We start from the raw sequence: 25,229 nt of genomic DNA, 5'->3' as shown, positions 1-25,229 counted from the left end.
TCGTGGCCCTTCGCTACTGCTGGGGCGGGGGCCCCTCGGGCTGACCGGGCTGCGGGTAGCCGTAGCCGGGGTGCTGCTGGTGGGGGTGTTGGGGGTGCTGGGGCGGCTGCTGAGGGTGCGGCGGCTGGGGGGCGGGGGGACCGGGGTGGCCCTGCTGCGGAGCGTAGGGCCGGCCGGGGGCGTACTGGCCGGGCAGGGGCTGGCCCGGCATCGGCTGTCCCGGTACCGGTTGGCCGGGCATGGGCTGAGCCGGGTAGGAGTGGCCAGGCATCGGCGGGGCGGCGACCGGGGGCGGGTTGCCGTCGCTGGTCCACAGACCATGCATCTGCTGGTGGCGTACGAAGTCCTCGGCGACCATGGCCGCGAGGTTGAAGTACGCCTCCCGCACCTTGGGGCGCATCATGTCGAGGTCGACCTCGGCGCCGGCGGAGAGATGCTCGTCGAACGGAACGACGATGACGCCCCGGCACCGCGTCTCGAAGTGGGAGACGATGTCCTCGACCTTGATCATCTTGCCGGTCTCGCGCACACCCGAGATGACCGTGATGGAGCGTGAGACCAGGTCGGCGTAACCGTGCGCGGACAGCCAGTCCAGCGTCGTACTGGCGCTGCTCGCGCCGTCCACGGACGGCGTCGAGATGATGATGAGCTGGTCGGCGAGGTCGAGCACACCGCGCATGGCGCTGTAGAGCAGACCTGTGCCCGAGTCGGTGAGGATGACCGGGTACTGCTTGCCGAGCACGTCGATCGCGCGCCGGTAGTCCTCGTCGTTGAAGGTCGTCGAGACGGCCGGGTCGACGTCGTTGGCGATGATCTCCAGGCCGGAGGGGGCCTGGGAGGTGAACCGCCGGATGTCCATGTACGAGTTGAGGTACGGGATCGCCTGGACGAGGTCACGGATGGTGGCCCCGGTCTCGCGACGCACACGGCGGCCGAGCGTACCGGCGTCCGGGTTGGCGTCGATCGCGAGGATCTTGTCCTGGCGCTCGATGGCGAGGGTCGAGCCGAGGGCGGTGGTCGTCGTGGTCTTGCCGACGCCGCCCTTGAGGCTGATCACGGCGATGCGGTAGCAGGACAGCACCGGCGTCCGGATGAGCTGCAGCTTCTGCTGACGCTCGGCCTCCTCCTTCTTCGCGCCCAGCTTGAACCGCGAGACGGCGGCGGTCGGACGCCCGCTCTTCGCCTTCTGCCGCTTGTTGTTGAGCAGCCGGTCGGAGGAGAGCTCGACAGCCGCGGTGTAACCGAGCGGCGCCGCACCGGGGTTGGTGGGCTGACGCTGGTCGTGCTGGAGCGGCTGGGGCCAGGCGGTGCCGAGGCGGGGGTCCGCGGGCGGGGCGGGGGGCTGGTGCGGGGCTTGGGGCTGCGGGGCCTGACCCTGGCTCTGGCCCTGCGGCTGGTGCGGGGGCTGGGGGTATCCCTGCGGGGCGTGCGGGGCCTGCGGAGGCTGTTGGGGGTGCTGCTGGTGCTGGGGGTGTTGCTGGTTCTGCGCGTGCTGGGGGAACGGGGGGGCCTGCGGGACCTGGGGGCCTTGCGCGTGGTTCGGGCTCTGGGGCGCGTGCTGGGGGTTGGGGGCGGCGGGCTGCGGAGGGACGCCTGGGTGGGCGGCCTGCGGCTGCGCCGGGGGCTGGGGGAACCCGTAGCCGCCCTGGGCGTTCGGGACACCGGGGTGGGGGAAGCCGTAACCGTCCTGGGCGTTCGGGGCGCCGGAGTGCGGGAAGCCGTAGCCCTGCTGGGCGTGGGGAGCACTCGGGTTGGGGAAGCCGTAGCCCTGCTGGGCGTGGGGCTCGGCGTCGGCCTGGTGCGGGACGTTGGGGGTGTGGGGAGCCGGGGTCTGGATCGGCGGGGTCCACGCGGGCTGCGCCGACTGGGGCTGAGGCTGCGGCGGGACTGACGGCTGCTGCGGAGGCAGGGGCAGCTGGCCCTGGGCGGCGGCGGGCTGTGGTTCCGGCTGGGTGGCCGGGACAGGAGCCGCGGGCTGGTAGGACGGCGGCAACGGGGGGACGCCGCTGTGCGGAGTGGGCGGGGGAGTCCAGGCCGAGGGCGCGTCGGGTGTCGCCGGCGCGGCGACGGCCTGGTTCTGGGCAGCGTCGTCGTCGGGGGCGTCGGAGCCCGCTTCGGCGTCGGCGCCGGGGGAGTCGTCGGCCGCCGCGGCGGCGGGCTCGTCGGTGTCTGCCGGAGCGTCGGCGTCCGCGCCGGACTCGGTGCGAGGAGCCTCGTGGTCGGCGTCCTCGGAGGCATCGCTCTCGTCCGACGCGCCCGAGGAGTCACCCTCGGCCCGCTCACCGGCCTCGGTCTTCTCGTGCGCTTCGGCCGCGGCGGCGCGGTCGGCGATCTCCCGCTGCAGGGAGGCCGCGGAGAACCGCATGGTGGCGCCGCTCTCCACGTCTCCGTTCCCGGGCTCGGCCTCCTCGGAGGCCTGCGGTGCGGGGGGTGCGGCGGGAGCGGGGTGAGCCGGGGGAGCCTGGGGGACCGGGGGCGCCGGAGTGGCCTCAGGGGCAGGTGCGACCGGCGCCTGAGGCTCGAAGCCGCTCCCCTCGGGCAGCCTGGGCACACCCCCGAGCTCCCCGGCCGGCGGCGTGACCGGAGGCGGGAACGGGATTCCCGGCTCAGGAGCAGCCGGAGGCGGTGTGAACGGCACGCCGGGAATCGGCACAGGGGCGGGCGGCGTGAACGGCGCGACCGGAGCGGGAGGGGCCGGCGGAGTGGGCCCGGGCCCGAACTCCGGGGCCGGGGCAGGGACCGGAGCGGCCGGACCGGCCCCGGGCAGCCCGGAGGCCGCGGACGGTGACGAAGCGGACCCCGGATCCTCGGAGTTCCCCGCATTTCCGGAGTTCCCCGAATCGTCCGAGTTCGCCGAATCCCCCGACGCTCCCGACGCGTTCTGCGTGTACCAGGCAGGCGGCGCGTAGTCGATGGTGAACTCGCCCGTCATCTCGATGGCGGCCTCCGCGTCGGGCTGGTCATCGCCGGGCGTCGCCCAGCCCTCGCGGATCCCGTCCCGATCGCTGCTCACAATTCCTCCTGGTGTGGTCGAGCACCCTCATGCCGTGCTGGGGCGACCCATACTTGTAGGGCTTGGTCGATACGAGGTCGTCCGTCCACGGGCGCTCCCCCTGAGGTCGGACGCCTGGTCCACGAGTACTGGCGTCGCGCCCGGTACCAGCCTAATCACCACGCCGCCCACATCGGCAGGCCTGTCCACTCCATCACGGCCGCTCCGCGGTGTCACATTCGGCCAGAGGGTGGCGCGCGGAGAGTCCCCTCGTGAACAAACCAGCCGATAGCGGAGATTGAAAATGGGCGGTAGGGGACAAACGGCCTCGAACGCGCAATCCGCCTCGCGTGGTGGCTGATTCAGTCCATCCTTCGTGGCGAACCCAGAAGCCCGATCTCGGCGTCGGTGGGCTGCGTCATCACGTACTGCCGGTCACGGTCGGTGCACCAGAGGGTCAGACCGTCCGGCAGAGTGGGAAGCGCGTCCACATCGGCGCGCAGCAGTGCCATGGTGCGCCCCAGCTCCGCCGCCTCGTCCGGGGAGACGCGCTGCACACCGACCAGTCGCGCCTGCCGTACCAGGCGTGGAGCCACCGGACTGAGATACGGCAGCACGGTCAGCACCGACTGCCAGGGCCCGGAGACAACCCGCCCGCGAGGCGGGCGCATACCGCAGTCCCGCACCACCAGCACTGGCGTCCCCGCCGAGCTGCCCTGCGGGGGAACCCGGCCGACCTCGTGGACGGCCAGGCCGTTCTGCCCGCCGCCCATGGCATGCACCATCTGCATCCAGGCCTGCGGTCGTCCGGTCTCCACGGCGACGCGCGCGCCGGTCGCTGCCGTCCGGAGGGCGATGACCTGCGCTGTCCACAGGCCACCGATGAGGACGATGTCGTAAGGCGTCGGGCGGTTGATCCCCAGGACCGTGGGCCGTGTCTCGGAGTCCACCCCGATGACGACACCGTCGTCGCCGATGGGCAGCGACAGCGCCTCCAGTTGGCTCACGGGAACGGAGTGCCGCGCGTGCCGCGGACCCCTCAGTCCGAAGCCCCTGCGCAGCAGTTCCCTCGCCCGCTCGGCGGTGCTGCCCTGCTGCTCGCCGCGGCCGGCGTCCCGTCCCGCTCCGGTGGTCGTGGCCGTCACCGCGCACCTCCCAGGGGAAGGGTGGCCAGCATGCCGGGCACCTGTTCCCGGTCGAGACGGGCGAGCCCGGTGCCCGTGTGCCGCGCCGCTGCCTGCAACGCCCGTCGTGCCGAAACGAGCTCGTCGTCGCTACGCCCTGTCACCCGCAGGTGCCCGCACACGGACACCTCTTGTCGCTCACCGCGCCTCAGGGTGAGGCTCAAGGTCGTGGCGAGCGCGGGCACAGCCGTGATCAGGGCGATGACCTGTGGCAGAGAGGGCGCCCGTTGGCCGCCCAGGGTCGGCCAACGACGGATCCAGTAGGTGGTGTGCCTGCGGTTGTCGCAGCGCCAGCTCCTGCCGGACTCCTCGGTCCGCCGCTCCCGTACCTCCGTACGGCCGGCCTCCGCCGTCACCAGCGGATTGGCGCAGGCCGACGTAGCGACGGCGGCGGTCAGCTCTTCCTCATCGAGGAGGCCCGCGCGGAATCCGGCTCCGGTCAGCCGGCTCGCCAGCTGATCGGCGGCGCGGACGACGCACTTCTGCGCGCCCACCAGACCGCCACCGCGTGCCGCCACGGCCTCGGGGCACAGCTCCGGGTCGAGCTTCAGGGCGATCCAGGTGAGGCGTACGGCCGGCGCCCCCGTCTGCTCCTGGAGCGGCGCGTAGTTGGCGACGGCGACGGACTGCTGCGGCAGATGGAGCGCGGGCGCGGGCTGGGTGTGCAGCACGACCTGTGCCGACTCCAGCCGGATCCCGTCCACGTCCAGCGCGTCGTACACCAGGCCGAGCGGTAGAGGCTGCCGGTTGCGGTCGGCGCGCAGCGCGGTCGCGTCGGCCTCGACCTGGAGAACGGCGGTGACGAACGTGCCGTCACCGATGATGCCGACGGGCCGACGGTCGCGACCGGCGTAGCTGGAGGTCCGAAGGCTCGGGTCGCATTCGACGGCGGGCGCGAGGCCCGGTTCCGTGCCCGGAGGCACCTGCGCGCTCACGGCATGCCGCTGTCGTGCCCGCAACGCCTGCGTCAACGCCAGACATTCGGGCAGGGACCGACCCCGCCGGCGTACGAAGGCGACCAGCAGCACGCAGACGGCGATCACAGCCGCGACCACCATGGCAACCGGACCGATCACCCATCCGACGAGCAGCGTGGCGGCGGCGATCTCCAGCATGACGACGCGTTGCAACCGGAATGCCCCGGACCGCGTCGCACGCGATCTCAGATGGAGCACCCCCGGCGCGGCAGGACGCCGCGCGGACGCCCGCCGAGGCGCCGCGGAGCCCTCCGGTCGCGATCGGCCACGGGACCGGTCGCGTGTTCCGGCAGCCATCACTCCATCCCCCCGTTTTCCCCGTCCTGCTCACAACTCGTCGGCAATTCGGCACCGCACAAGGCCTTTGAGGCCCGGTCACACTACCCGTCCCCCAAGTCCCCAGAGATACCAGGCATAGTAGGGGGCCGGTCCGACAACGCAGGCGGGGCCGCGCGCCATCCGCCCGCGCGGCCACAGCGAATCACGGGGAGAGACAGGCACAGATGGCATCTCGGCGGGACCAGCTCAATGCCTACACCTTCGCGAAGCGCCGTATGCTCGCGGCCTTCCTGCAGTCGTCGCCCGACGGTTCCGAGGAGGGGGCGCCCCGGCCGCTGCGCGCGGTAGTGCCCGGCATCATCGTCGGCATCGTCGTCATGGCGGTCTTCGGGGCATGGGGCATGTTCAAACCGACGGCGCCGAAGGGCTGGGACGAGCCGAACGCCAAGGTGATCGTCGCCAGCAAGTCGACCACGCGCTACGTCGTACTCAAGACCGACGGGCAGGTCCAGCTCCATCCCGTCCTCAACATGGCCTCCGCGAAGCTGCTCCTGGAGGCGGGGCAGGGCGACGTGGTCACCGTCGCCGAGTCCGTCCTCGACGACGGCAGGATCCCGCACGGTGCCACCATCGGCATTCCGTACGCGCCGGACCGGTTGCCCTCGGCGGAGGACGCGGGTACCGCGAAACGCTGGGTGATCTGCGAACGGCCCGGCGCGGGCGGCGACTCCGTGCAGAAGGCCGCACTGGTCCTGTCCTCCCGCGACATGGCGGCGACCGACGGCAAGGACAGGCTCCGCGGCGGCCAACTTCTGTACGTCACGGCCCCGGACGGCGAGCACTACGTCGTCGACGGGGGCGGGACGGCGTACCCCGTCGACAAGGGGGACGAACTGCTGCTGCGCGCCGTGGTCGGCTCGGACCGGGAACCCCAGCGAGTGTCCGCGGAGTGGCTCGCGACCCTGCGCCGGGGCGACCCGATCACCTTCCCGGCCGTCACCGGACTGCCGGGCGCGGCGGCCGACGCCCCGGGCCGGCTGGACGAGGCGACCGACAAGGTCGGCATGGTGCTGAAGGCGATGGACAACAACGCGCCCCAGTACTACGTGGTGCTGCCCGGCCGCGTCGCACCCGTCTCCGCGTTCGTCGCCCAACTCCTGCTGTTCAGCGCGGAGCTGACCTCGCTCGACCAGGCAGGCCAGGCGCAGGCCGTGAGTCCCGGCGACATCGTGCCGGGCAAGCCCTTCGGCACCGAGCGTCGCTGGCCTGCCGGAGACCCCACCCCCGTCAACGAGGCGTCGGCGAAGAAGGGGACCCGCAGCACGATCTGCAACGTCCTGCGCGGCGTGGACGCGGGCACCGGTGTCACCACCCTGAGCACGTGGGCGGGCACGGACTTCCCGCGGAGACTTCCTGTGGGCGCCGCCAGTGCCTACGTCACCCCGGGCTCCGGTCAGCTCTACCGCCAGTTCCAGGGCGAGGCCACCAAGACCGGCCCGGTGTTCCTGGTCACCGACACGGGCCTGCGCTACGTCCTCCAGTCCAACGGCGACAGCGCCACGGACGACGCGGGCATCGGCACCACCGCCGAGCGGCGTGAGCAGCAGGAGGCGGCCATGCAGGCCCAGACCCTCCTCGGCTACAAGGACGTCGACCCGGCGCCGATCCCCGCCGCCTGGTCGGAGTTCCTGCCCACAGGCCCACGTCTGTCGACGGCGGCGGCCCGCCAGCCGCAGGGCTCGTGAGAGGGACGGTGACAGTGCTTCGTACGACGCTGGTGGCGGCCGCGGCCATGCTGACGGCGACCACACCGCTCGCACCCCCCGCGGTGGCCGCGGACAAGCTGCCGTACTCGGACCAGTGCACGTTCCCCAACGGCCCGTACGCGGGCCGCCCTTGGTCCCTGCAACGCGTCATGCTGGACGAACTCTGGAGCCGGTCCACCGGCAAGGGCGTGCGGGTGGCGGTCATCGACACGGGCGTGGACGTGAAGAACCCGCAGCTCAAGGACGCGGTCGACGCGAAAGCCGGCATCAACGTCCTGCCGAGGAACCTCAAGGACGAGAACGGCGACCCGGTCGAACGGGGCAAGGAGAACGGCACGACGGACAGCGTCGGCCACGGCACCAAGGTCGCGGGCATCATCGCGGCCCGCCCCGCGAGCGGCACCGGCTTCGTGGGCCTGGCCCCCGACGCGACGATCATCCCGATCCAGCAGAACGACGCGGAGGGCCATGGCGACACCACCACCCTGGCCACCGCGATCCGGTACGCCATCGAGGCCAAGGCCGGGGTCATCAACATCTCCCAGGACACCTCGAACGCGGCGAAGCCCCACCCGGAACTGGAACAGGCGATCGCCCAGGCCCTCGCCCAGGACATCGTCGTCGTGGCGTCGGCGGGCAACGACGGCGTCGGGGGCAATGTCAAGAAGACCTACCCGGCGTCCTACGACGGCGTCCTAGCGGTCGCCGCCTCCGACCGCAACAACGAACGCGCCGCCTTCTCCCAGTCCGGCGACTTCGTCGACGTGGCGGCCCCCGGCGTCGACATGATCTCGACCGTGCCCCAGGGCGGCCACTGCTCCGACAGCGGTACGAGCTTCGCGGCGCCGTACGTCGCGGGTGTGGCGGCACTGGTCAAGGCGAAGCATCCGGACTGGACCGCCCAGCAGATCGGCGCCCAGATCGCGCAGACCGCCGAACGCACGATCGCCGGCCACGACCGCCTCGTCGGCTGGGGCGTGGTGGACCCGGTCCGAGCGGTGACGGAGGACGATCACCCGATCGAGTCCCCGAGCCCCCGGGAGGGCCTCACCCGGGCCGAGGCACCCACACCCGCGAAGTTCCAGCTCGGCGAGACCCCCGACGAACGCAACGCCCGCCTGGCCACCTATGTGGCGGTGGCCGCGGCGGTCCTGGCCGCGGGCCTCGGAGGCGCCGCCGTGGCGATCCGGGACGCGCGACGGCGGGCGCGGAGGGTGACGGGGGCCGAGTAGCCGTGCCCTTCGAGGTCGCCTCGCGAAGAACGGTGAACCTACGGTCCACGGCATCAAGGCTGTCGCAAATGGCAGTTGGGCCTGTCAGTGAGAGTCACTAGAGTGGTTCAAGTTGCGGTCACGAACACTTGAGAGGCGTTGGCTGCTCAGGACGGGCAACGAAACAACGGGGAGGGAAAGCTTCGTGCTTCCTGCAGACTTGGGCGGGGCCGCCGACGTCAGACGTGGCCTGATGGCGTTGTCCAAGTTCAAACAACGTGTGGACGATCTGCTCCGGGACTTCGAGGACTCGGCGGGCGGCCCGTCGAAGGTGGCGGCCCACAGCCTGTCACAAGGCGCTTTCGGCATGGGTGACTTCCCGGAAGCGAAGGCACTCCACCTGGAGTACGAGCGCGTCCACGAGCGCATCTCGTCCCTGTCCAGGTCGCTCGGTCTCCAGCTCGAGGCGATGATGATCGCTGTGCACGGCGTGGACGTGACCTTCGACAACCTCGAAGAGGAGGCCCGCTACCGGTTCCACGAGATCCGGGCCGAGGTCAACCAGCAGCGCGAAGAGATGCTGCACGAACAGGTCAACCGCAAGAACGACGCCGATCGCACGGACGCGGGGTACTGATGAGCGGCGACAAGGACAGGAAGCAGCCGAACCCTCACGCGGCGGAACACCAGGAAGCCGCCCAGCAGAACGGCAGCCTCGACGCGGTCATGAGTATGACCAAACTGGTCGACCTCAGCCCCCTGGGGTCGGTGCGAGGCCTCCACTTCGGCAAGTCCAGCTTCGAGGGCTACGACCTCAACAAGATGATCGACATCGTCGAGTCCGCGAACCCGGAGCTGCTGGACGCCGCCGGCGAGGCCATCATCAGCGCACGCAACGCCATCGACGCGGCCGCCGAGGAACTCACCCTGAACCTCGGCGACGTCGACTGGGAGGGCGAAGCCCGCAACGCCGTCCACAAATGGGGCAACGACCTCGCCACCACCGCGCGCGAACTGGCCACCTACGCCGACGTGGTGGGCACCCAGGTCTTCGCGGCCAGCTCCGGCCTCGCCTCCGTACGCAAGTCCATGCCCCCGCGCGACACCCGCACGGACCCCAAGACCGTCGACGACATCCCCGAGGCCAAGCGGGTCGAGAGCAACGAGGCGTACACGGCGGCGGTACAGGCGGAGAAACACCGCCAGGAAGCCATCAACCAGATGTACCGGCTGGCGTCGTTCTACACGGTGTCGAACGGGATGATGCAGCAGGCCGAGGAGCCGGTGTTTCCCAAGATGCCGGATGTGGGGGTGCCGACGCCGGCACCGTTGAGGGAAGACCCAGGAACTCCGATTGCCGCCCAGGTGGGTCAAGGGACACTTGCGGCGGGAGGTGACCCCGGTACGGTCCGAAACGTTGTGGACTCCGAGGCGGGGCGTCCTCGTGCGGAGGGCTTGCCGTCGTCCCACGACGGTGCGGGGAACTCCATCGGGCCTTCCGCACGGCATGTCGGTACGGAGATCGACAGCGTCGGTACTTTGCCCCCGCAGGACACCATGAAGCCGACGCCCGTCACATCGCCTCCAACGACAGGCCCCAACGTCACCCCGGTGGTGGCCCCTCCGGTGGCGCCCCCTGCGGCGTCCCCACTTCCGCGAGGTCCGGTCGGGCGCACCTCGAACTTCGGTGGCGGGCCCACGCCCAGGACCCTCACCCCGGCACCGGGGCGAGCAGTGGGTGGGACGCCGACCGGGTCTCCAGCAGGACGTACAGCAACCGGGCCCATGGCACCAGTCGGTCGTGCCGCCACACCGGGGCAGGCAAGTGGTCGTGCGACTGGCGGCCCCGTTGGGCGAGGAATCACCGGTGGGATGCCCAGGCTCGTTGGCCCGGCGGCCGGTCAGGCTGGTGGGGTCCCGCGCGGCCCTGTCACCGGCATGGGCCCCATGAACCCTGGGCGTGCCGCGACCGGCCGCTCTGGCGTCGGCCGCGGCTCGGACGGCGTCGTAGGCGGTAGGTCCGTCACCGGGACAACCTCCGGCACCAGCGGTTCAAGGGTGCCGCCTGGCACGGTCATCGGCGGTCAGAGCGCAGCCGCTTCGCGCGGCACGGGCGAGAGGCCCGGGCAGCGCGGAGTGATCGGGTCACGGAATCCGTCGCCGGGCGCGGCGGAGGAGCCTCGCCGCTCTGTGGGCAGCGGAAATGGCGTGGTTGGAGCACCGACGGAACGAGCCCGCGAGGTCAGAGGCCGCGGCCCCACGCAAGGCAGCAGCAGCGCAACCCGTGGCCCGGGGGGCAACGAGCGTTCTGGCGCTACGCGAGAGCGCCGTGATGTGCGGCGCAACGGATCCTCATCGGCCGAGTGACCGTACAAGAGCAAGGACAGACAGAGTCATGGTGAAAAGGATCAGCCGGGGCAACCGCAGGAGCACGACTTCCGCGGGACGGCATAGGAGACAGGCTTCTGCCGTGTGTTCAGCTCTAGGCGCCTTGGCCGTACTCTCCGCAGTCCTGGCCCCCGGTGCGACAGGCGCGGACGTCCAAGCCCAACAGTGGTACCTGTCTGCGATGAAGATCGACGAGATGTGGAAGGTGAGTACTGGAGAGGGAGTCAAGGTCGCTGTCATCGACTCAGGCATCAACCCTGACACCCCGTCCCTGAGCGGCCAGGTGCTCACCGAAGAAGTACCGAAGGCTGTCGGCTACAAGGCGACGGAGGATTACAACGGCCACGGGACCAGCATGGCCGAACTGATCGTTGGTACTGGTTCCGGTGGCGGTCTGAAGGGGCTGGCTCCTGGCGCAAAAGTCGTGCCCTACCGACTCGCATTCCCAGATTTGAAGAACGAAGCCGAGGCGAAGAAGGCACCCAACAGCGCACAGGCGATCAGAGCCGCTGCGGACAGTGACGCAAAGATCATCAGCATGTCCTACGGAGCCCCCGGTGACTATGCCGCCGAGGCGGCGGCGGTCAAGTATGCCCAGTCCAAGGGCAAACTGATGTTTGCTGGTGTGGGTAACGACGCAGAGACCAAGAACCTCATCGGATATCCGGCTGCATACCCGTACGTCGTCGGAGTCGCGGCCTCAGACGAAGAGGGAGCGGTCGGAGGTTTTTCGGAGCACGGCAATTACGTTGACCTGGCTGCCCCGGGACTCGACGTGCCGACATGGTGTGACGCGACGTTCCGCTCGTACTGCACAGGAAGAGGCACCAGCCAAGCCACGGCCATCGCCTCCGCCTCCGCCGCTCTGATCTGGTCCGCCCACCCCGACTGGACCGCCAACCAGGTGCTCGCCAGCCTGATCGACACCGCCGGACGTGACTGGGCCAGGAACGACCCGAGCACCTACCTCGGATACGGCTTGATCCGCCCCCGCAAGGTGCTGGAGGACGCCGACTTTAATCCAGGCGCAGCCGGCACCGACCCGCTCGCCAAGGAGAACGTGACAGGCGTAACCGACGAGGGCCCTGCTTCGCCCTCCGCGGCCGCCTCGTCCCAGTCCCCTGACCGCAGTTCCGGCGGCGAGACGTCGGCGGCCGCAAGCTCGGAATCGTCCGGCAGCACCACGATGTGGGTCGCGCTGGGGACGGCAGGAGCTGTCCTGGTGATCGGGGCCGGCGCATACGCCGTGGTCCGATCCCGGCGAGGAGCATGACCACTCCTGGCGGCGACCGCAACACCCGCGCGCCTACGCACGCGTGACGAGCCCGAACCCTTACGAAAAGGAGTGCCGACATGGTCGACCGCAAGCTAAATGAAGGCGACGTACAGCGGCTTCAGACGGAAGTCGTCGATCGCTACGACAACATCCGTCAGTCGCTGGCGAAGCTGCAGGGAACGATCGACATGATCGAGAAGGCCTGGCGGGGTCAGGGCGCCAACGCCTTCAACGCGAAGCAGACCGAGATCAATGGCCACATGGTGGCGATCGGCAAGATGCTCGACGACTTCCTCGAGGGCATCCACATGAACAAGACCGACAAGCGCAACCTCGAAGACCAGATCGACGCCGACATGCGCAAGATCTCGGTCGAGGACCTCGGCGGCAAGACGTCGGCGCTCAACAGCTACTGACGAACCGCAGCTGCAGTATCGCCGGGCCACACAACCCGGCTGACCGCGTCACAGAAACGAGGGAAACATGTCCGGAGCGCACTACGACGAACTTGCAGTCACCTACGGCACCATGGACGCGCTCGCCACCGAGCTCGGCAACCAGGCGAAGAAGCTCGAGGAAGACCTCGAGGCCCTGAAGCAGGCCGTGCTCAACGTCTCGTCGGGCTGGGGCGGCGAGGCCTACAGCGAGTTCCAGAAGAAGTCCGCGCAGTGGGACAAGCACGCCAGGGGCATCCACGCGGCGCTGGTCCAGATCGGGCAGCGCGTCCAGACCGCCGGCGGCGACTACCGGGGCGGCGACCTGAAGGGCGCGAGCTACTTCATGTAGCAACAGGACCTTTCACAACACCGGGGTGGACGCGCACGGGAGGCGCCCACCCCGGTGCTGCAACTGGGCCCAGGGGCCCGGGAGGGCGAGGCGCTGAGCGTCGCGCCGCTGGTTACTGCGGTGTTGGCAAGATAGCCGTTGGCCGAGCGAATGCTGCACCGGGGCGTCTTCGACTCTCGACATACCGGAGAAAAGCGAACCCGGGCTGGTGCAGTGCGGCAAGAACATGAGCGCCGCACCTGCCGCGCTGTGGAACGGCGGAAGTACATACGTCCTATCGACCACCCACCTCGATGGGTGCCCGCACCACTGCCGTGCCAGTTACCACGTCGAGCGACTGTCAGAACATGCCTCGGTCGCGGACCCTGTCGCGGTGGATGTCATGGTCATAGCTGCGGTCGGCGAACAGTGAATTTAGTTCGAGGAGACGACGGCCTTCACCTCCGCGAACCGGCGGGATCGCGTCAAGCAGGGGCAGCAGCGGAGTGTGGTCAGTGCGGTTGCCACCGCTGAGCACAACCGCGGCCGCGATGCTGTGCTATTTGATCTTTTGTTGCTTCGAGCTAGCTCGACCCCGGTCGGCCGGCCTGGGCTGCGGGCTGCCCCTACTTGGTGCCCTGACAGGGGCGAGTCGACTTTGCGGCGGGAGCAGTGCCAGTCGGGAGGCCGCGTTGAGGGCAGCGGGCAGGACTTCGTGCAGTACCTGCCGAGGCACCCCCTCGTTCCGGCCTTGCAGGCGTCCCCATCAGGTCATGCCTGAGCCGAGGCTCAGCGCCTCGGGCAGGTAACTCCCACTGACTCCTGGTGTGCAGCCCGTACAGAATCCGCACCGCACCTGCTGGTCAGGCAACGGCCTGCCGCCTGGATACCTGAAGCGCTGATTGTGCCGCAGCAGCGGCTTCAAGCGGTCTCGTACCTCATACAGCACGATCCATACCCCTGCAAGGGCGATGTCGGCCGCATGCGCCGAGGGGACCAGCCACCATGTCTCAGGACCCACAACCAAGCTTTTCCCTATAGGCCTCGAAGTAAGAGGGGACGAGCTTCTCCAGGAGTTCTTGCGAACTCTTACTCCGGTGGATGTCACTGACCTCCACCGACAAAACGTCACCCTTTTCGCTTATCCCTGGGCACGGGATAATGGCGGCTACCCCAGAATTCCAGGAAGCGAAATTGCCCTTAGGTAGGTAGCGCAAATCCTTCACGTCGCGATACTGCAAGTGATCACGCAGATCGTAGCCGCTCTCGTGCCAGTCGGCGTCACTGACTACAGAATCGTTCCCGTCGACGTACATGTGGCAGAACTGGCCTTCAGTGAGAGTGGTGGAGTCGGTATCCTGTTCCAGCTTGCTGCCATCATCGAGAAGGGATTCCAGAACCTTCTTTTCTGCGGAAATTCCGCAGATGTTGTCCGGTGCAGGATACGAGAGTCCTGTATCGTGCGACGAGTCGCAAGCGGTAACTGTCAACGCAAGAACGGTTGCGGCGAGTATTTTTTTCATTGACAAAATTCCCTGCTTCACCGTCAGTGAGGGATCCCCTGTGCGATGATCCGAGCGTTGGAAGTGTCTCATGTGGCGTCTCCTGACGAGTTCCATTGAGCGCCATCAGAATGGCTGACGCCCGCTTGCGTGCGAACGGCTCGGTCGATGGCATCCCTTGCATCCGGGTCGATTTCTCCGTGTCGTGCGAAGTAACTGGTGACTGCCGCTGACGAGGCATCCGACACAGCCCCTCTGCCCCTTGCGTACTCCCTTCCGGCGTTGTTTTCCGCCTTGTCTGAGGTATCTTGCCTTACGCTTTCCAGAACGCTAGCCGTCACATCCTCCGCCAGCCAGTTCACCGGTTCTCCCACGACCGAGAACGGGGCGGGAATAGCTCCCGTGCCCATCCCCACCACCCGATTGACCCACTTGGCGTTGTCTGCTGCCGCATCGTTGAATTCATTGTCGAGGGCCGTGTGATAGTGATAGATGGCGTCGGCTCGAGAGTCGCTCATAATTCCCGCAATGACACCGCCCGGCGCTACCAAGTCTCCGACCCGTGCGGCATCCTCCGCGGTAAGATCCTTGCCCTCTGCCGCCAAGAAGGCCTGCACCACGTTCGTCGTATACGCCTGCTGTGCGGAAGTGATGGCGCTGTACGCGTCCGGATCCTGCCCGACAAGGCCAAGGAACTTCTGCGTATCGCCGTAGCCGAGGTTGGCCGGCGCGCCGTGGGTTGGGAAGACCTTGCTGTCGGTCCCCTCCTTGTACATCGAGCGCTGAAAATCTCCGATGTAGTCGCTGGAGATGTTCCCCAGGCTGTCCCGCAGGGCATAAAGAGGGCCGGTCTTTTCGTTCTTCAGGTCCCCGTTCATGTTGTGCGTGAGTAGTTCCGGGTTCTGGGCGAACTTCTCCACGACGTCGTGGACCAGTTTCGCCTGCGCCTCACTGTGCTTGATCGACGGATCGATTGTGTTGCTGTCGTACGGGCGGCCCGTCGTAGCCGCCTCGAGGGCGTGGCCCAGTGCGTTCGGGCCAAAATTGAGGGCCTTCTTGGTCGCCTCTTCATCCGCCAGAACGTTGTTACTGTTCGTGTCGATGGTCCACTCGAAGTCCTTGTTGGTGAAGAGGTCGAGGTAGGACTTGAAGTTGGGTTTTTCACCGGACTTGATTGTGCCGTCGTCATTGTAGGCGGTCGGCGGTTGCGTGAAGAACTGCTCAGCCGCCTCGGGGCTGTGTCCGAGTGCCTCAAGCACGCTGTTCAGCGGATCGTTGCCGGTGCCGAGCTTGCCGGACGGGTTGAACCCATAGCTGTCGTCGCTGCCGGCGGGCTTGTTCGCCATGAAGCGGTGCGGGTCGTCCTGGTGCAACTGAGTGATGTGCTCCGCGATGGGAGTCAGGAATGCCGGATCATAGTTTCCGTAGCGCAGCAAGCCGCCCAGCACCTGGTATCCGTAGGGCCTGCTCATCATTCCGCGTTCCCACTCGATCTCTTGAGTGCCCAGCTTGCGGAATTCGGCGCCCCACCACGAGGGCAGGTGCTGTCGGTCGCCTCTGATGCTTTGTGGGGTGTAGGGATCGGTCGCGTTGGCAAGAGCGTGGCCCATGTACTTCTGCAGCTCTTGCACTCCAGCCAGCCGAGTCTTCGAAGCTTCCTCGCCTGTGCCGTCGACCGACAGGGCGCCGTAGAATTCCAGTGTCTGCCTCGGTCCCCCTAGACCCCGGAAGAACTCCGTCGCGAACTCGCCGTCCTTCTCACGGCCGGTGTAGTGCAGCAGCCTGTTCAGTTCGGCTAGTTCTCGGTCTGTCATGCCGACGCCTCTGCGGGCGATTTCCAGCGCGCGCTCGACCTGCGCGTCGTTGAGGGAGTTGTACGTTGCGTGCCCGGCGTTGTAGAGGTCGTTGCCGTGGGATCGCGAAAGGGCGCGCTTGGTAGAGCTGTCGACGTTTTCGGCGTGTGCGAGTTTGCCGGTGATGGCGTTCGCATAGCGTTGTCGCTCCGCCAGGTTCTTGTCGTCCTTGGGATCGGTCCCCGGCATGACATGGGCATCCACGCTCACCGTTCCGTCTCCGTTGTCCCGGACGGTGTAACCCTTCTCCGTGGCCTCATACGTGAGGGTTCGCACGCTCTTCTGCAGCGATGCCAGTTCATGCTGAGCGTCATTCAGAACCTGATAGATGCCGTTCGCCTCGGCGTGAAGGTCCGTGAACTCCTTGGCGGTCTTGTTCACGAACTCCCTCGTGACACCGGCGTTCACCCCTTCCCAACGCGCACGGTCCGACTTCCTCTTGAGGCCGTCACGTGCGTTGTTCTCCAACTGCTTGAGGTTGTCGACGGTCTTCTTCCAGTCCGACACCGCGGTGCTCAACTTGCCGAGGTCGACATGCATCAGGTCGTGGTAGGTGATCGGCATTCCTGAACTTCCCCCGAAATTACTTGAAGTACTTGTCAAGTTCGGAGACCGGCATCTCCGATCCATTTCGCCTCACGATGACGGCGGCGATCTCCGCGTCATCATTGGCGTGCAGCTTCTTGCTGAAGTCCAGATGGTTCGAGATATGGGCACAGGCTTGCCGGATCGCCTTCACCTGGCTCTCCCAGACTGTCAGCGTCGTCATGAGTTCGGAGCCCATCGTGAAGTTGTACTTGGAGAGCGCCGAGGCCGCCTGATGTGTGGACCCGGCATGGTCGGAGTTCATACCCGCACCGGCGATGTCCACCTTTTTGACGAGGTCGCCGTGCAGGACGAAGGCGTCGTGTCCTACTGCGCCCAGGTCGTCCTGCCGGACGACAAGATCGGGCTTGCGGCCTGTGCTTGCCCCGTCGGCGGGTGCCTGGTTCACCCGCATGTGGGGCGGCTGTCCGTCACCACTCTCGGACTTCAACTGCTCCCACTCGTCCCATGCCATGTGTCTTATCCCCCTGTCGCCGTGCGGGTTCTCTTGCGTCCGGAGCCTCTGTGAGGGTCACGAACACTCGTGCGGTCGTCAGTCCCTGAGTCCACCAGACTGTATGTAGTCGATGTCGGTGAACCACCACCGTGCCTTCTGGTCGGCCAAGCCCATTCCGCCGAGCCACCGAGCGACCTGAACCATGAAGGTGCCGAAAGCGACCATCAAAGAGCCGCCTCCTCCACGAGTCCCACCTGCACCAAGGGCTTTCCCCGCCTCCGCGACACGAGGACCCCTCGCCCTGCAGGCATGGCCCGTGGCCGTACCCCGCCCAGGAGGTCCCCCTCGCCGGGATCGCCTGCCAGCACTACGCCCTGTGCGCCCAGTTCCTTGATGCGCTGCATGAACGCTTCGTACGCGGCTCGGCCCGCGCCGGCCGTGGACCGGGAGATGATGAAGCGGACTCCCACATCACGGGCGAAGGGGAGCAGTTCCGTCAGGCCGGCCAGAGGGTTCCCACTTGAGGTCGATACCAGGTCGTAGTCGTCGATGACGACGAACACTGTCGGCCCCTGCCACCAACTGCGGTCCCTCAGTTGCTGTGCCGTCACGTCGGCTGTCGGAGTGCGCCGCTGCATCAGCTGGGCGAGGGCCGCCATGTGGTGGTCCATGGCGTTGGACATCGGAATGTACTCGGCCAGGTGCGTGTCCGGGGTGGCGTCCAGCAGGGATCGCCGGTTGTCCACCACGAACAGCTTGCACTCCTCGCCCGAGTAGCGTTCCGTCAACTGCCGGATCAGCAGCCGCAGCAGATTCGACTTGCCCGACTCGCTCTCGCCGAAGACCAGGAAGAACGGGTCCTGCTCGAAGTCGACGAAGACGGGCTCGAGGTTGTCCTCGTCGAGGGCGAAAGCGACGCCGCGCCCCGGGAAGCGGTTGCCCGCAGGCAGCTCGGCGGCCGGGAACTCACGCGGCAGCAGCCGCACTTCAGGAGCGGGCGGCGCCTGCCAGTGGCGCGCGACCTCCGCGGCCAGCGCCTGCGTGGCGTCGGCGAGGTCCGTGTCCGAGGTGAGCCCGTCGATGCGCGGCACCGCCGCCATGAAGTGCAGCTTCTGCGGCGACTGACCCCGCCCCGGAACCCCCGCCGGCACATTGGCGGCCACCTTGCGGTCCAGCTCGGAGTCCATGGTGTCGCCGAGTCGCAGCTCCAGCCGGTTCATCAGGTGGTCCTTGAGGTTCGCCCGGACCTCCATCGACCGTGACGCCGTCAGGACGATGTGGATGCCGTAGCCGAGGCCGCGCGCCGCCATCTCCAGGACGATCGGCTCCAGCGTCTCGTGGTCCGACTTGAAGTTGCCCCAGCCGTCGATGACGAGGAAGACGTCGCCCCAGGGCTGGTCCGTGACCGAGATCTCGCCTCGTGCCCGGCGGGTCCGGAAGTCGGCGATCGACGGGATTCCGGCCGAGCGGAAGTACTCCTCGCGGCGGGTCAGCACGCCGTACACCTCGGCCACCGTGCGCCGCACCCGCTCCGGATCGAGACGTGAGGCCACGCCGCCGACGTGCGGCAGTCCGGCCACCGCCGCCATGCCGCCGCCGCCGAAGTCGAGGCCGTAGAACTGGACCTCGTACGGCGTGTGGGTCAGCGCGAAGGAGCAGATCAGTGCCCTCAGCAGGGTCGACTTGCCGGACTGCGGGCCGCCGATGATCTGCATGTGGCCGGCCGCGCCGGAGAAGTCCGCCCAGAGGGCGTCGCGGCGCTGCTCGTACGGCTTGTCCACCAGGCCGACCGGCACGACCAGGCGGCCCGCGCCCTCGTAGCCGGGCTGGGTGAGACCCCGGTCCGGCACCGCCGTGAGCCCGGGCAGGAGCGCGTCGAGCGAGGGCGGGCTGTCCAGCGGCGGCAGCCACACCTGGTGGGCCGCGGGACCCTGCGCCTCCAGCCGGCGCACGACCACGTCGAGCACCGTGTCCGCGAGGGCCTCGTCGACCTCCGGCTCGTCCCCGGCCGGCCTCTGCCGGGGCACCTGGACGTACCGCACCGGCACCTCGGCCGCCGTGAACAGCACCGGCCGCCGGTCCACCGGCAGGGGGCCGCCGGTCAGGGCCGCCCGCTGTCCGCCCGACCGGTACACCCCGGAGACGTACGCCGCCTTGAACCGCAGCATCTCGTCCGTGCCGAACTTCAGGAAGCCGGAACCCGGCACGTTCGGCAGTTCGTAGGCGTCGGGCACACCCAGCGCCGCGCGTGACTCCGCCGCCGAGAAGGTACGCAGACCGATGCGGTACGACAGGTAGGTCTCCAGCCCGCGCAGCCTGCCCTCCTCCAGGCGCTGCGAGGCCAGCAACAGGTGCACGCCGAGCGAGCGGCCGATACGGCCGATCTGCACGAACATCTCGATGAAGTCCGGCTTCGCCGTCAGCAGCTCGCTGAACTCGTCGATCACCAGCACCAGGGAGGGGATGGGCTGCAGGGGCGCACCCGCCGCCCGGGCCTTCTCGTAGTCGTGGATGTTGGCGTAGTTGCCCGCGTCCCGCAGCATCTCCTGTCGGCGGTTGAGCTCGCCGCGGATGGAGTCGCCCATGCGGTCGACCAGGGTCAGGTCGTCCGCGAGGTTGGTGATCACGGCCGCGACGTGCGGCATCTGCGCCATTCCGGCGAAGGTCGCGCCGCCCTTGAAGTCGGCGAGCACGAAGTTCAGCGTCTCCGAGGAATGGGTGACCGCAAGGCCCAGCACCAGCGTGCGCAGCAGCTCGGACTTGCCGGAGCCGGTCGCGCCGACGCACAGCCCGTGCGGGCCCATGCCCTCCTGGGCCGCCTCCTTGAGGTCGAGCATCACGGGGCGACCGTCCTCGCCCACGCCGATCGGCACCCGCAGCCGCTCGGCGAGCGAACGCGGCCGCCAGGTGCGGCGGGTGTCGACGGACGCCGCGTCGCCGAGGTTCAGCAGATCGGTGAACTCCAGGTTGGCCAGCAGTGGTTCGTCGTCGTCCCCGCCGGACGCCATCCGCAGCGGTGCCAGTTGCCTGGCGAGGACCTCGGCGGACTCGTACGGCAGGGTGTCGGGCGTCCCCTCGTAGACGGCGCCGTGCACCGACTCCAGACGCAGCGTGCCCGGTCCCACCACGACGGCGAGGTCGCCACCCGAGCCACCCGAGCCGCCCGAGCCGCCCGAGCCGCCCGAGCCGCCCAAGCGGCCCGAGCCGCCCGATCCGCCGAGGGACCCGCCAGCGGCACCGGCGCCACTGGTGCCACTCGTGCCGCCGGAGCCACCGAAGCCGCCGGACTCGCCGGGGATCACTTCGAGAACCGAAACCCCCTGCAGACCCTCGGGGTTGGCGAGAAGCGAATCCGGCGGCAGGGTAACGCCGTCGAGGATGACGACGATGTGGGGCTCGTCCGGCAGGTGCGCGGCGTTCGGATGGAAACGGGGACGGCCACTGAGCCGGGACGCGATCAGGTTCTCCAGTTCGCGTGCGTCGGTGCCGATGAGGCGACGGCTGCCCGCGCCGTCCACGGCGTCCGGTGCCTGGCAGTGCGGCAGCCACTTGGCCCACTCCCAGTGCGTCAACTCGTCCGGACCTGTCCCGACGACGAGGACCAGATCCTCGGGGGAGTGCAACGCCGCCAGCGAACCGGCCACGCCCCGGGCGGACGAGCGTACGGACTGCGGATCGCCGCTGATCGTCACGTGGTAGAAGGCGCGCAGAGAGACGGCCATCGGAAGGTCGTCCAGGGTGCTGTGGGCGGCGAGGAAACGCCGTAGGGCACCGGCCGTCAGGGGCTCCAACTGCTCGGCGGGCCCGGTCTCCGGGGCGACGAGGGCGGTGGCCAGCGCCTGGGGCCCGAGGCCGATGCGTACCTGGGCGAAGTCCTCGTCCACGGGCCGCCGTTCCCACACCCGGCTGCCCTCGGCGACCAGCGCCCACAGTTGTTCGGGGGAGGGGTGGAGGAAGTACTGCGCGTCGCGCTGGGCACGCGCGGTGGTCAGCGTGGTGCCACGGACCTGGGCCAGGTATCCCAGGTAGTCGCGGCGCAGGTCCGCCAACTGCCCCTGGTTGCCCCGGCGAAAGCGCACCACCATCGCGACGGACATGGCGATGGTCGAGGCGATCATGACCATGCCCATGATCCTCATGAACGGTTGCCCGCTCGTGAAGAAGAAGACCACCGAGCCGCCCATGCCGAGCGTGGGCAGGAGTTGCATCAGCACGCTCTCCTGATGCCCCCGTGGCAGCTCGGGCGGAGGCTGCACGGCGATGTCGCCCGTGGGCACCTCGGACGGCAGCGACCGAGGCGGCCGCTTCACGACGATGTGGCTCACTGCTCACCAATTCCCTTGCCGGCCCCGGCAAGTACCGTCCGCCACCCCGTGTCAGGCGGACGCGGGCCGCCGCGTGATCCTACTGACTTCTGGTGCGACGAGGGGGCGGTAAGGTGCCGGATGTTCGCGTGAGCACATGCGGTGCGGGCCCGGGGAGAGCGGACATACCGCACTGTTCGGCGTCCGGCGGCGACGGTTCGGCCGTGCGGCCGGACCCGCGTTCCGTACCGCGCGCGAACCGGTGCAACTTCTTCACGCCGCTGACGCGGAACCATCACGCAGGGGGGAGCAGCAGGTGAGCATCACGGCCTCGGGGGCAACCACCGCAGGAGGATCCGGAACGGGGACCGCGCCCGGAAACGGGCTCGGCTTCTGCCGGGTCACCATCGTCGCGCCCGACAGCAGGATCGACGTGGCCCTGCCCGACGACGTGCCGGTCGTGGACCTGTACCCCGAGATCCTCAGGCTCTCCCGACAGCGCCCCGCCGAGGGCGCGCCGGTCGGCTACCACCTCGTACGCCGGGACGGCAGGGTCCTCGACGGCTCACGCTCCTTCGCCGCCCAGCACATCCTCGAGGGCGAACTCCTCTCGCTGCGACCCTTCTCCGCATCACTGCCCCCCGCCGTCCACGACGACGTGTCCGAGGCGGTCGCCTCGGCCGTGACCCGCGAGCACACCCTGTGGGGCTCCGACCTGACCCGCACCGCGGGCCACGTCGGAGGTGCCGTCCTGCCCGCCCTGCTCGCCTTCGTCGCCTGGACGGGTGACCCCCGCCACGACATGCACGGCCTGCCCGGCGTCCTCGCCGCCGTCGCCGGTGTCCTCCTGGTCGTCCTCGCCTGCGTACGGGCCCGTGTGTACGACGACCGGTCCTCGGCCCTCGCCCTGGGGCTCGGCGCACTGCCGAACGTCGGGGTGGCCGGCTCCGGACTGCTCCCGCTCGCCGACGGACAGGGCGTCGGCAAGCTCCAGTTCCTCCTGGCCTGCGCCGCGGTGCTGCTCGCCGCGGTGCTTCTCACCCTGTGCTCGCCGGCCGGGGACGGTCCGTTCGTCGCCTGTCTCGTCGCGTCCGGCATGGCGTTGTGCGCCGTGTTCGCGGGCTTGCTCGCGCACTGGGCGCCGTCCGAGATCGCCGCCCTGTGCGCTCCCGTGGCGGTGGGCGCGCTCGCCTTCCTGCCCGGTCTGTCCCTGCGCTTCGCCCGGCTGCCCATCGGCTTCGACGCCCAGGCCTCCGCTCCGCGCAGCGCCTACGGCACCGATCCGGCCCCACAGGAGCCGGTCGACGTCGAACGGATCACTGCCCAGGCCCGCCGCGGCCACGAACTCCTGGTCGGCCTCGTCGGCGGCTGCGCCCTGCTCGCCGTCGGCTCCTGCGCCGTCCTCGGCTTCTCCGAGGGTGTCTGGGCGCAGTTGCTCGCGCTGGCCGTCGGTGTCGCCCTGCTGATGCGCGCGCAGCTCTTCCGATACACCGCCCAGGTCGTCCCCTTGCTCGCCGCCGGTCTCGGTTCCCTCGTGCTGCTCGGTACCGGCCTGGCGCTCAACCCACCCGTCTCCGCGTTCCGCGACGCGCTCACGGGTGACCGCACCGACCTGGACATCCGGACGATCTGGCTCGTCGCCGCGATCGCGGCGGTCACCGCCGTCGTCACCGCGATCGGCCTGTCCGCCTCGCGGGGCGGCGTCACCCCGTTCTGGGGCCGCTTCACGGAGATCGCCGAGGGCTTCGTCCTGCTGACCCTGGTCCCGCTGGCGCTCGCCGTCTTCGACGTCTACGCGGCGGCCCGAGCGATGACGAGCTGAACGCGGCGCCCGGAGCCAACGATGAGTTGAGCGCGGCGCCGGGGAGCCGACGGTGCGCCCAATGCGGCGCAGGAAGCCGACGGCGAGGAGCCGACGGCGAGTTGAGCGCGGCGCCGGGGGAGCCGACGGTGCTGAACGCGACGCCGGAAGCCGACCACGAACTGAACACGGCGCAAGGAGCCGACGCCGAGTTGGACCCACCGTACGAGACCGTCCTCGGTCTGCCCATCGGCACCGACGCGTCCCCCGGTGACGAGAAGTGGAAGCTCACCCTCGACGGCCCGATCTGCGGTCTCACCCGCCACGTCAGCGGCGACAACCGTACGGCCGTCCTCCACCGGGAGAGCGAGGACGAGGACGCCCTCTGCAACCAGGTGGCCTTCTTCGACCTCGACGACGGCGCACGATCTGGCGAGGCGACCTCTCCGCCTCACTCTCCGGCGACACCCCGGAGAACCGGACGCGGCGCGTGGCAGGACACCCCGAGCGTGACCCTGACCCGCGGCACCGTCGTCGTGACCTGGGGCGGTGGCACCGACGCCTACTCCATGGACACCGGCGAGCGACTGTGGTGCACCACGTCCGACGGCCCTTGCCAGGACATGGGCGCCGCCGGCGGAGCAGCGCTGATCGTCCGCCAGCAGTGCGTGAACGACGACGAGAGCCTTCCCGCGGACTCGCTGGAACGCACCGGCTACAAGGCCCGCAAGATCGACCCTCGGACCGGTGAGGTCCTGTGGACCTACTCCGCCGCCAAGGGCGTCCGGGACCTGAACATCCCGTCGGCCGAGCCGGCCGTCCTCGCCGTCCAAGCCGGCCAGATCGGGAGATCCGAGCTGCTCTCCCTCGACGACAAGGGCGCCCCCCGCGCCACGATCAGCCTCCAGAGCGGCACCTACATGGGCGAGTGCTCGTACGACGACTATCTGGTCGTCGACGACTGCCCCACCATCGCGGTCGGCGACGGCCAGGTCTTCCTCCGCAGCAAGGACTCGGCGGAGACCGCCAACTCCAACTGGGTCATCGGGTTCGACCTGGCGACCGGCAACACCACGGAGAAGTTCGAGTCCGGTCCCGGTGCGCTGCTCTACCCGATACGGATGAGCGGTGACCGACTGCTGGCACTGCGCCTCAGCGACGACCACATCGCGCCCAACGCGCTCGTGAGCCTGGACCCGGGAACCGGCAGGGAGACGCCGTACTACTACTACGAGGTGCCGCACGAGGCCCGGCTGCTGACGACGGCGGAGCACGGCTACATCGCCGTCCAGGACGGCCGCCTCTTCTTCGGCTCCAAGACGGTGGACGGTCCGCCCTCCGGCAAGGCATGGATCTACCTGGTCCTCGGCATCGAAAGCACCACGCCCACGACGCCCAGCACCCCCTGACGCCGCCCCGAAACCGACCCAAACCCCCGACCCGACCTACTGCTCCCCGCCCCCCGCACCCCCCGGCGCCTCCTCCAGATCGAACTCCCCGTCCCGTGCCCCCAGCACGAAGGCCCGCCACTCCGCCTCCGTGTACCGCAGCACGGTCTCCGGGGCGAGCGAGGAGCGCATGGCCACGGCCCCGGCGGGCAGGTAGGCGATCTCCACCCGCTCCTCCTGCTCCTCGGTGCCCGGCGCGCTGTGCCACTCGACGTCCGAGATGTCCAGGGCGTACAGCTCGTCCCGCTCCCGCTCCTTGCGCGCCTTGATCTCCGCTTCCGTCTCCGCCATTGAGCAGCGACCCCTTCCCGACGTGCACGTGCTGACGACGATCCGACCGTTCACCCTAGATGAATGAGTCCGATGTCTTCAGTGGTCGTACGCGATCAGCGAGCGCTTGACCGTTGCTCCGGTGTTCCAGTTGTGCCAGATCGCGGTGGC

The 25,229-nt window shown here is 69.0% G+C and carries 17 protein-coding genes; 9 read left to right on the top strand and 8 right to left on the bottom strand.

The features are described 5' to 3' along the window. Positions 1 to 13 precede the first annotated feature (13 nt). The 3 genes from AB0O67_RS22220 to eccE form a co-directional block, all read right to left on the bottom strand. Entirely contained in the window at positions 14 to 3,013 is a 3,000-nt protein-coding gene (locus AB0O67_RS22220; RefSeq protein WP_365452569.1) for an SCO5717 family growth-regulating ATPase, read from the bottom strand. Between the two features lie 341 nt (positions 3,014 to 3,354). Continuing rightward, entirely contained in the window at positions 3,355 to 4,056 is a 702-nt protein-coding gene (locus tag AB0O67_RS22215) for a hypothetical protein (RefSeq protein ID WP_365452581.1), read from the bottom strand. Between the two features lie 77 nt (positions 4,057 to 4,133). Then, positions 4,134 to 5,450: a type VII secretion protein EccE gene (eccE, locus tag AB0O67_RS22210; RefSeq protein ID WP_365452567.1), complete on the bottom strand. Its 1,317-nt coding sequence runs from the start codon at positions 5,448 to 5,450 to the stop codon at positions 4,134 to 4,136. A gap of 206 nt (positions 5,451 to 5,656) precedes the next feature. Between eccE and eccB the strand changes: the two genes are divergently transcribed. The 7 genes from eccB to AB0O67_RS22175 all read left to right on the top strand — a co-directional run bounded on the left by eccB (position 5,657) and on the right by AB0O67_RS22175 (position 12,859). Beyond that, positions 5,657 to 7,177, top strand: coding sequence for a type VII secretion protein EccB (gene eccB, locus AB0O67_RS22205; protein WP_365452565.1), 1,521 nt, complete (start codon positions 5,657 to 5,659; stop codon positions 7,175 to 7,177). A gap of 47 nt (positions 7,178 to 7,224) precedes the next feature. Then, the gene (gene mycP, locus AB0O67_RS22200) at positions 7,225 to 8,430 is read left to right on the top strand and encodes a type VII secretion-associated serine protease mycosin (protein ID WP_365452579.1); all 1,206 of its coding nucleotides are present in this window, start codon (positions 7,225 to 7,227) and stop codon (positions 8,428 to 8,430) included. A 184-nt stretch (positions 8,431 to 8,614) separates the two neighbouring features. After that, positions 8,615 to 9,046 (top strand): hypothetical protein, encoded by a 432-nt coding sequence (locus AB0O67_RS22195; RefSeq protein ID WP_365452563.1) that lies wholly within the window; start codon positions 8,615 to 8,617, stop codon positions 9,044 to 9,046. After that, positions 9,046 to 10,776 (top strand): hypothetical protein, encoded by a 1,731-nt coding sequence (locus AB0O67_RS22190; RefSeq protein WP_365452561.1) that lies wholly within the window; start codon positions 9,046 to 9,048, stop codon positions 10,774 to 10,776. The genes AB0O67_RS22195 and AB0O67_RS22190 overlap by 1 nt, the downstream gene beginning before the upstream one ends. Before the next feature lie 202 nt (positions 10,777 to 10,978). Next, positions 10,979 to 12,070, top strand: a complete 1,092-nt coding sequence (locus AB0O67_RS22185) for a S8 family serine peptidase (protein WP_365452559.1) — start codon at positions 10,979 to 10,981, stop codon at positions 12,068 to 12,070. A gap of 80 nt (positions 12,071 to 12,150) precedes the next feature. After that, positions 12,151 to 12,489, top strand: a complete 339-nt coding sequence (locus AB0O67_RS22180; protein WP_365452557.1) for a WXG100 family type VII secretion target — start codon at positions 12,151 to 12,153, stop codon at positions 12,487 to 12,489. Between the two features lie 67 nt (positions 12,490 to 12,556). Continuing rightward, positions 12,557 to 12,859 carry a WXG100 family type VII secretion target gene (locus tag AB0O67_RS22175; RefSeq protein ID WP_365452555.1) on the top strand — a complete coding sequence of 101 codons (303 nt, stop codon included), beginning with the start codon at positions 12,557 to 12,559 and terminating at the stop codon, positions 12,857 to 12,859. Positions 12,860 to 13,848: 989 nt separating this feature from the next. Here the strand turns inward: AB0O67_RS22175 and AB0O67_RS22170 are convergent. The 4 genes from AB0O67_RS22170 to eccCa all read right to left on the bottom strand — a co-directional run bounded on the left by AB0O67_RS22170 (position 13,849) and on the right by eccCa (position 21,560). Further along, on the bottom strand, positions 13,849 to 14,433 hold the full coding sequence (locus AB0O67_RS22170) for a hypothetical protein (RefSeq protein WP_365452553.1): 585 nt from the start codon (positions 14,431 to 14,433) through the stop codon (positions 13,849 to 13,851). Further along, positions 14,430 to 16,757 (bottom strand): DUF6571 family protein, encoded by a 2,328-nt coding sequence (locus tag AB0O67_RS22165; RefSeq protein WP_365452551.1) that lies wholly within the window; start codon positions 16,755 to 16,757, stop codon positions 14,430 to 14,432. Before AB0O67_RS22165 ends, AB0O67_RS22170 begins: the two co-directional genes overlap by 4 nt. 19 nt (positions 16,758 to 16,776) lie before the next feature. Then, positions 16,777 to 17,253: a hypothetical protein gene (locus AB0O67_RS22160; RefSeq protein WP_365452549.1), complete on the bottom strand. Its 477-nt coding sequence runs from the start codon at positions 17,251 to 17,253 to the stop codon at positions 16,777 to 16,779. Between the two features lie 206 nt (positions 17,254 to 17,459). Continuing rightward, positions 17,460 to 21,560 (bottom strand): type VII secretion protein EccCa, encoded by a 4,101-nt coding sequence (eccCa, locus tag AB0O67_RS22155; protein WP_365452547.1) that lies wholly within the window; start codon positions 21,558 to 21,560, stop codon positions 17,460 to 17,462. A 295-nt stretch (positions 21,561 to 21,855) separates the two neighbouring features. On the opposite strand from eccCa, the gene eccD reads away from it, so the two are divergent. Together eccD and AB0O67_RS22145 are read left to right on the top strand one after the other, a co-directional pair. Next, positions 21,856 to 23,361, top strand: a complete 1,506-nt coding sequence (eccD, locus tag AB0O67_RS22150; protein WP_365452545.1) for a type VII secretion integral membrane protein EccD — start codon at positions 21,856 to 21,858, stop codon at positions 23,359 to 23,361. 101 nt (positions 23,362 to 23,462) lie between these two features. After that, on the top strand, positions 23,463 to 24,749 hold the full coding sequence (locus AB0O67_RS22145) for a PQQ-binding-like beta-propeller repeat protein (protein WP_365452543.1): 1,287 nt from the start codon (positions 23,463 to 23,465) through the stop codon (positions 24,747 to 24,749). Positions 24,750 to 24,785: 36 nt separating this feature from the next. Here the strand turns inward: AB0O67_RS22145 and AB0O67_RS22140 are convergent, their stop codons facing one another. Continuing rightward, entirely contained in the window at positions 24,786 to 25,079 is a 294-nt protein-coding gene (locus tag AB0O67_RS22140) for a DUF397 domain-containing protein (RefSeq protein WP_365452541.1), read from the bottom strand. Positions 25,080 to 25,229 lie beyond the last annotated feature (150 nt).

This window comes from Streptomyces sp. NPDC086077 (assembly GCF_040686175.1).
Classification (GTDB): Bacteria; Actinomycetota; Actinomycetes; order Streptomycetales; family Streptomycetaceae; genus Streptomyces.
The sequence above is the reverse complement of the archived record's forward strand: the minus strand, read 5'-3'. Positions and strand labels throughout refer to the sequence as shown.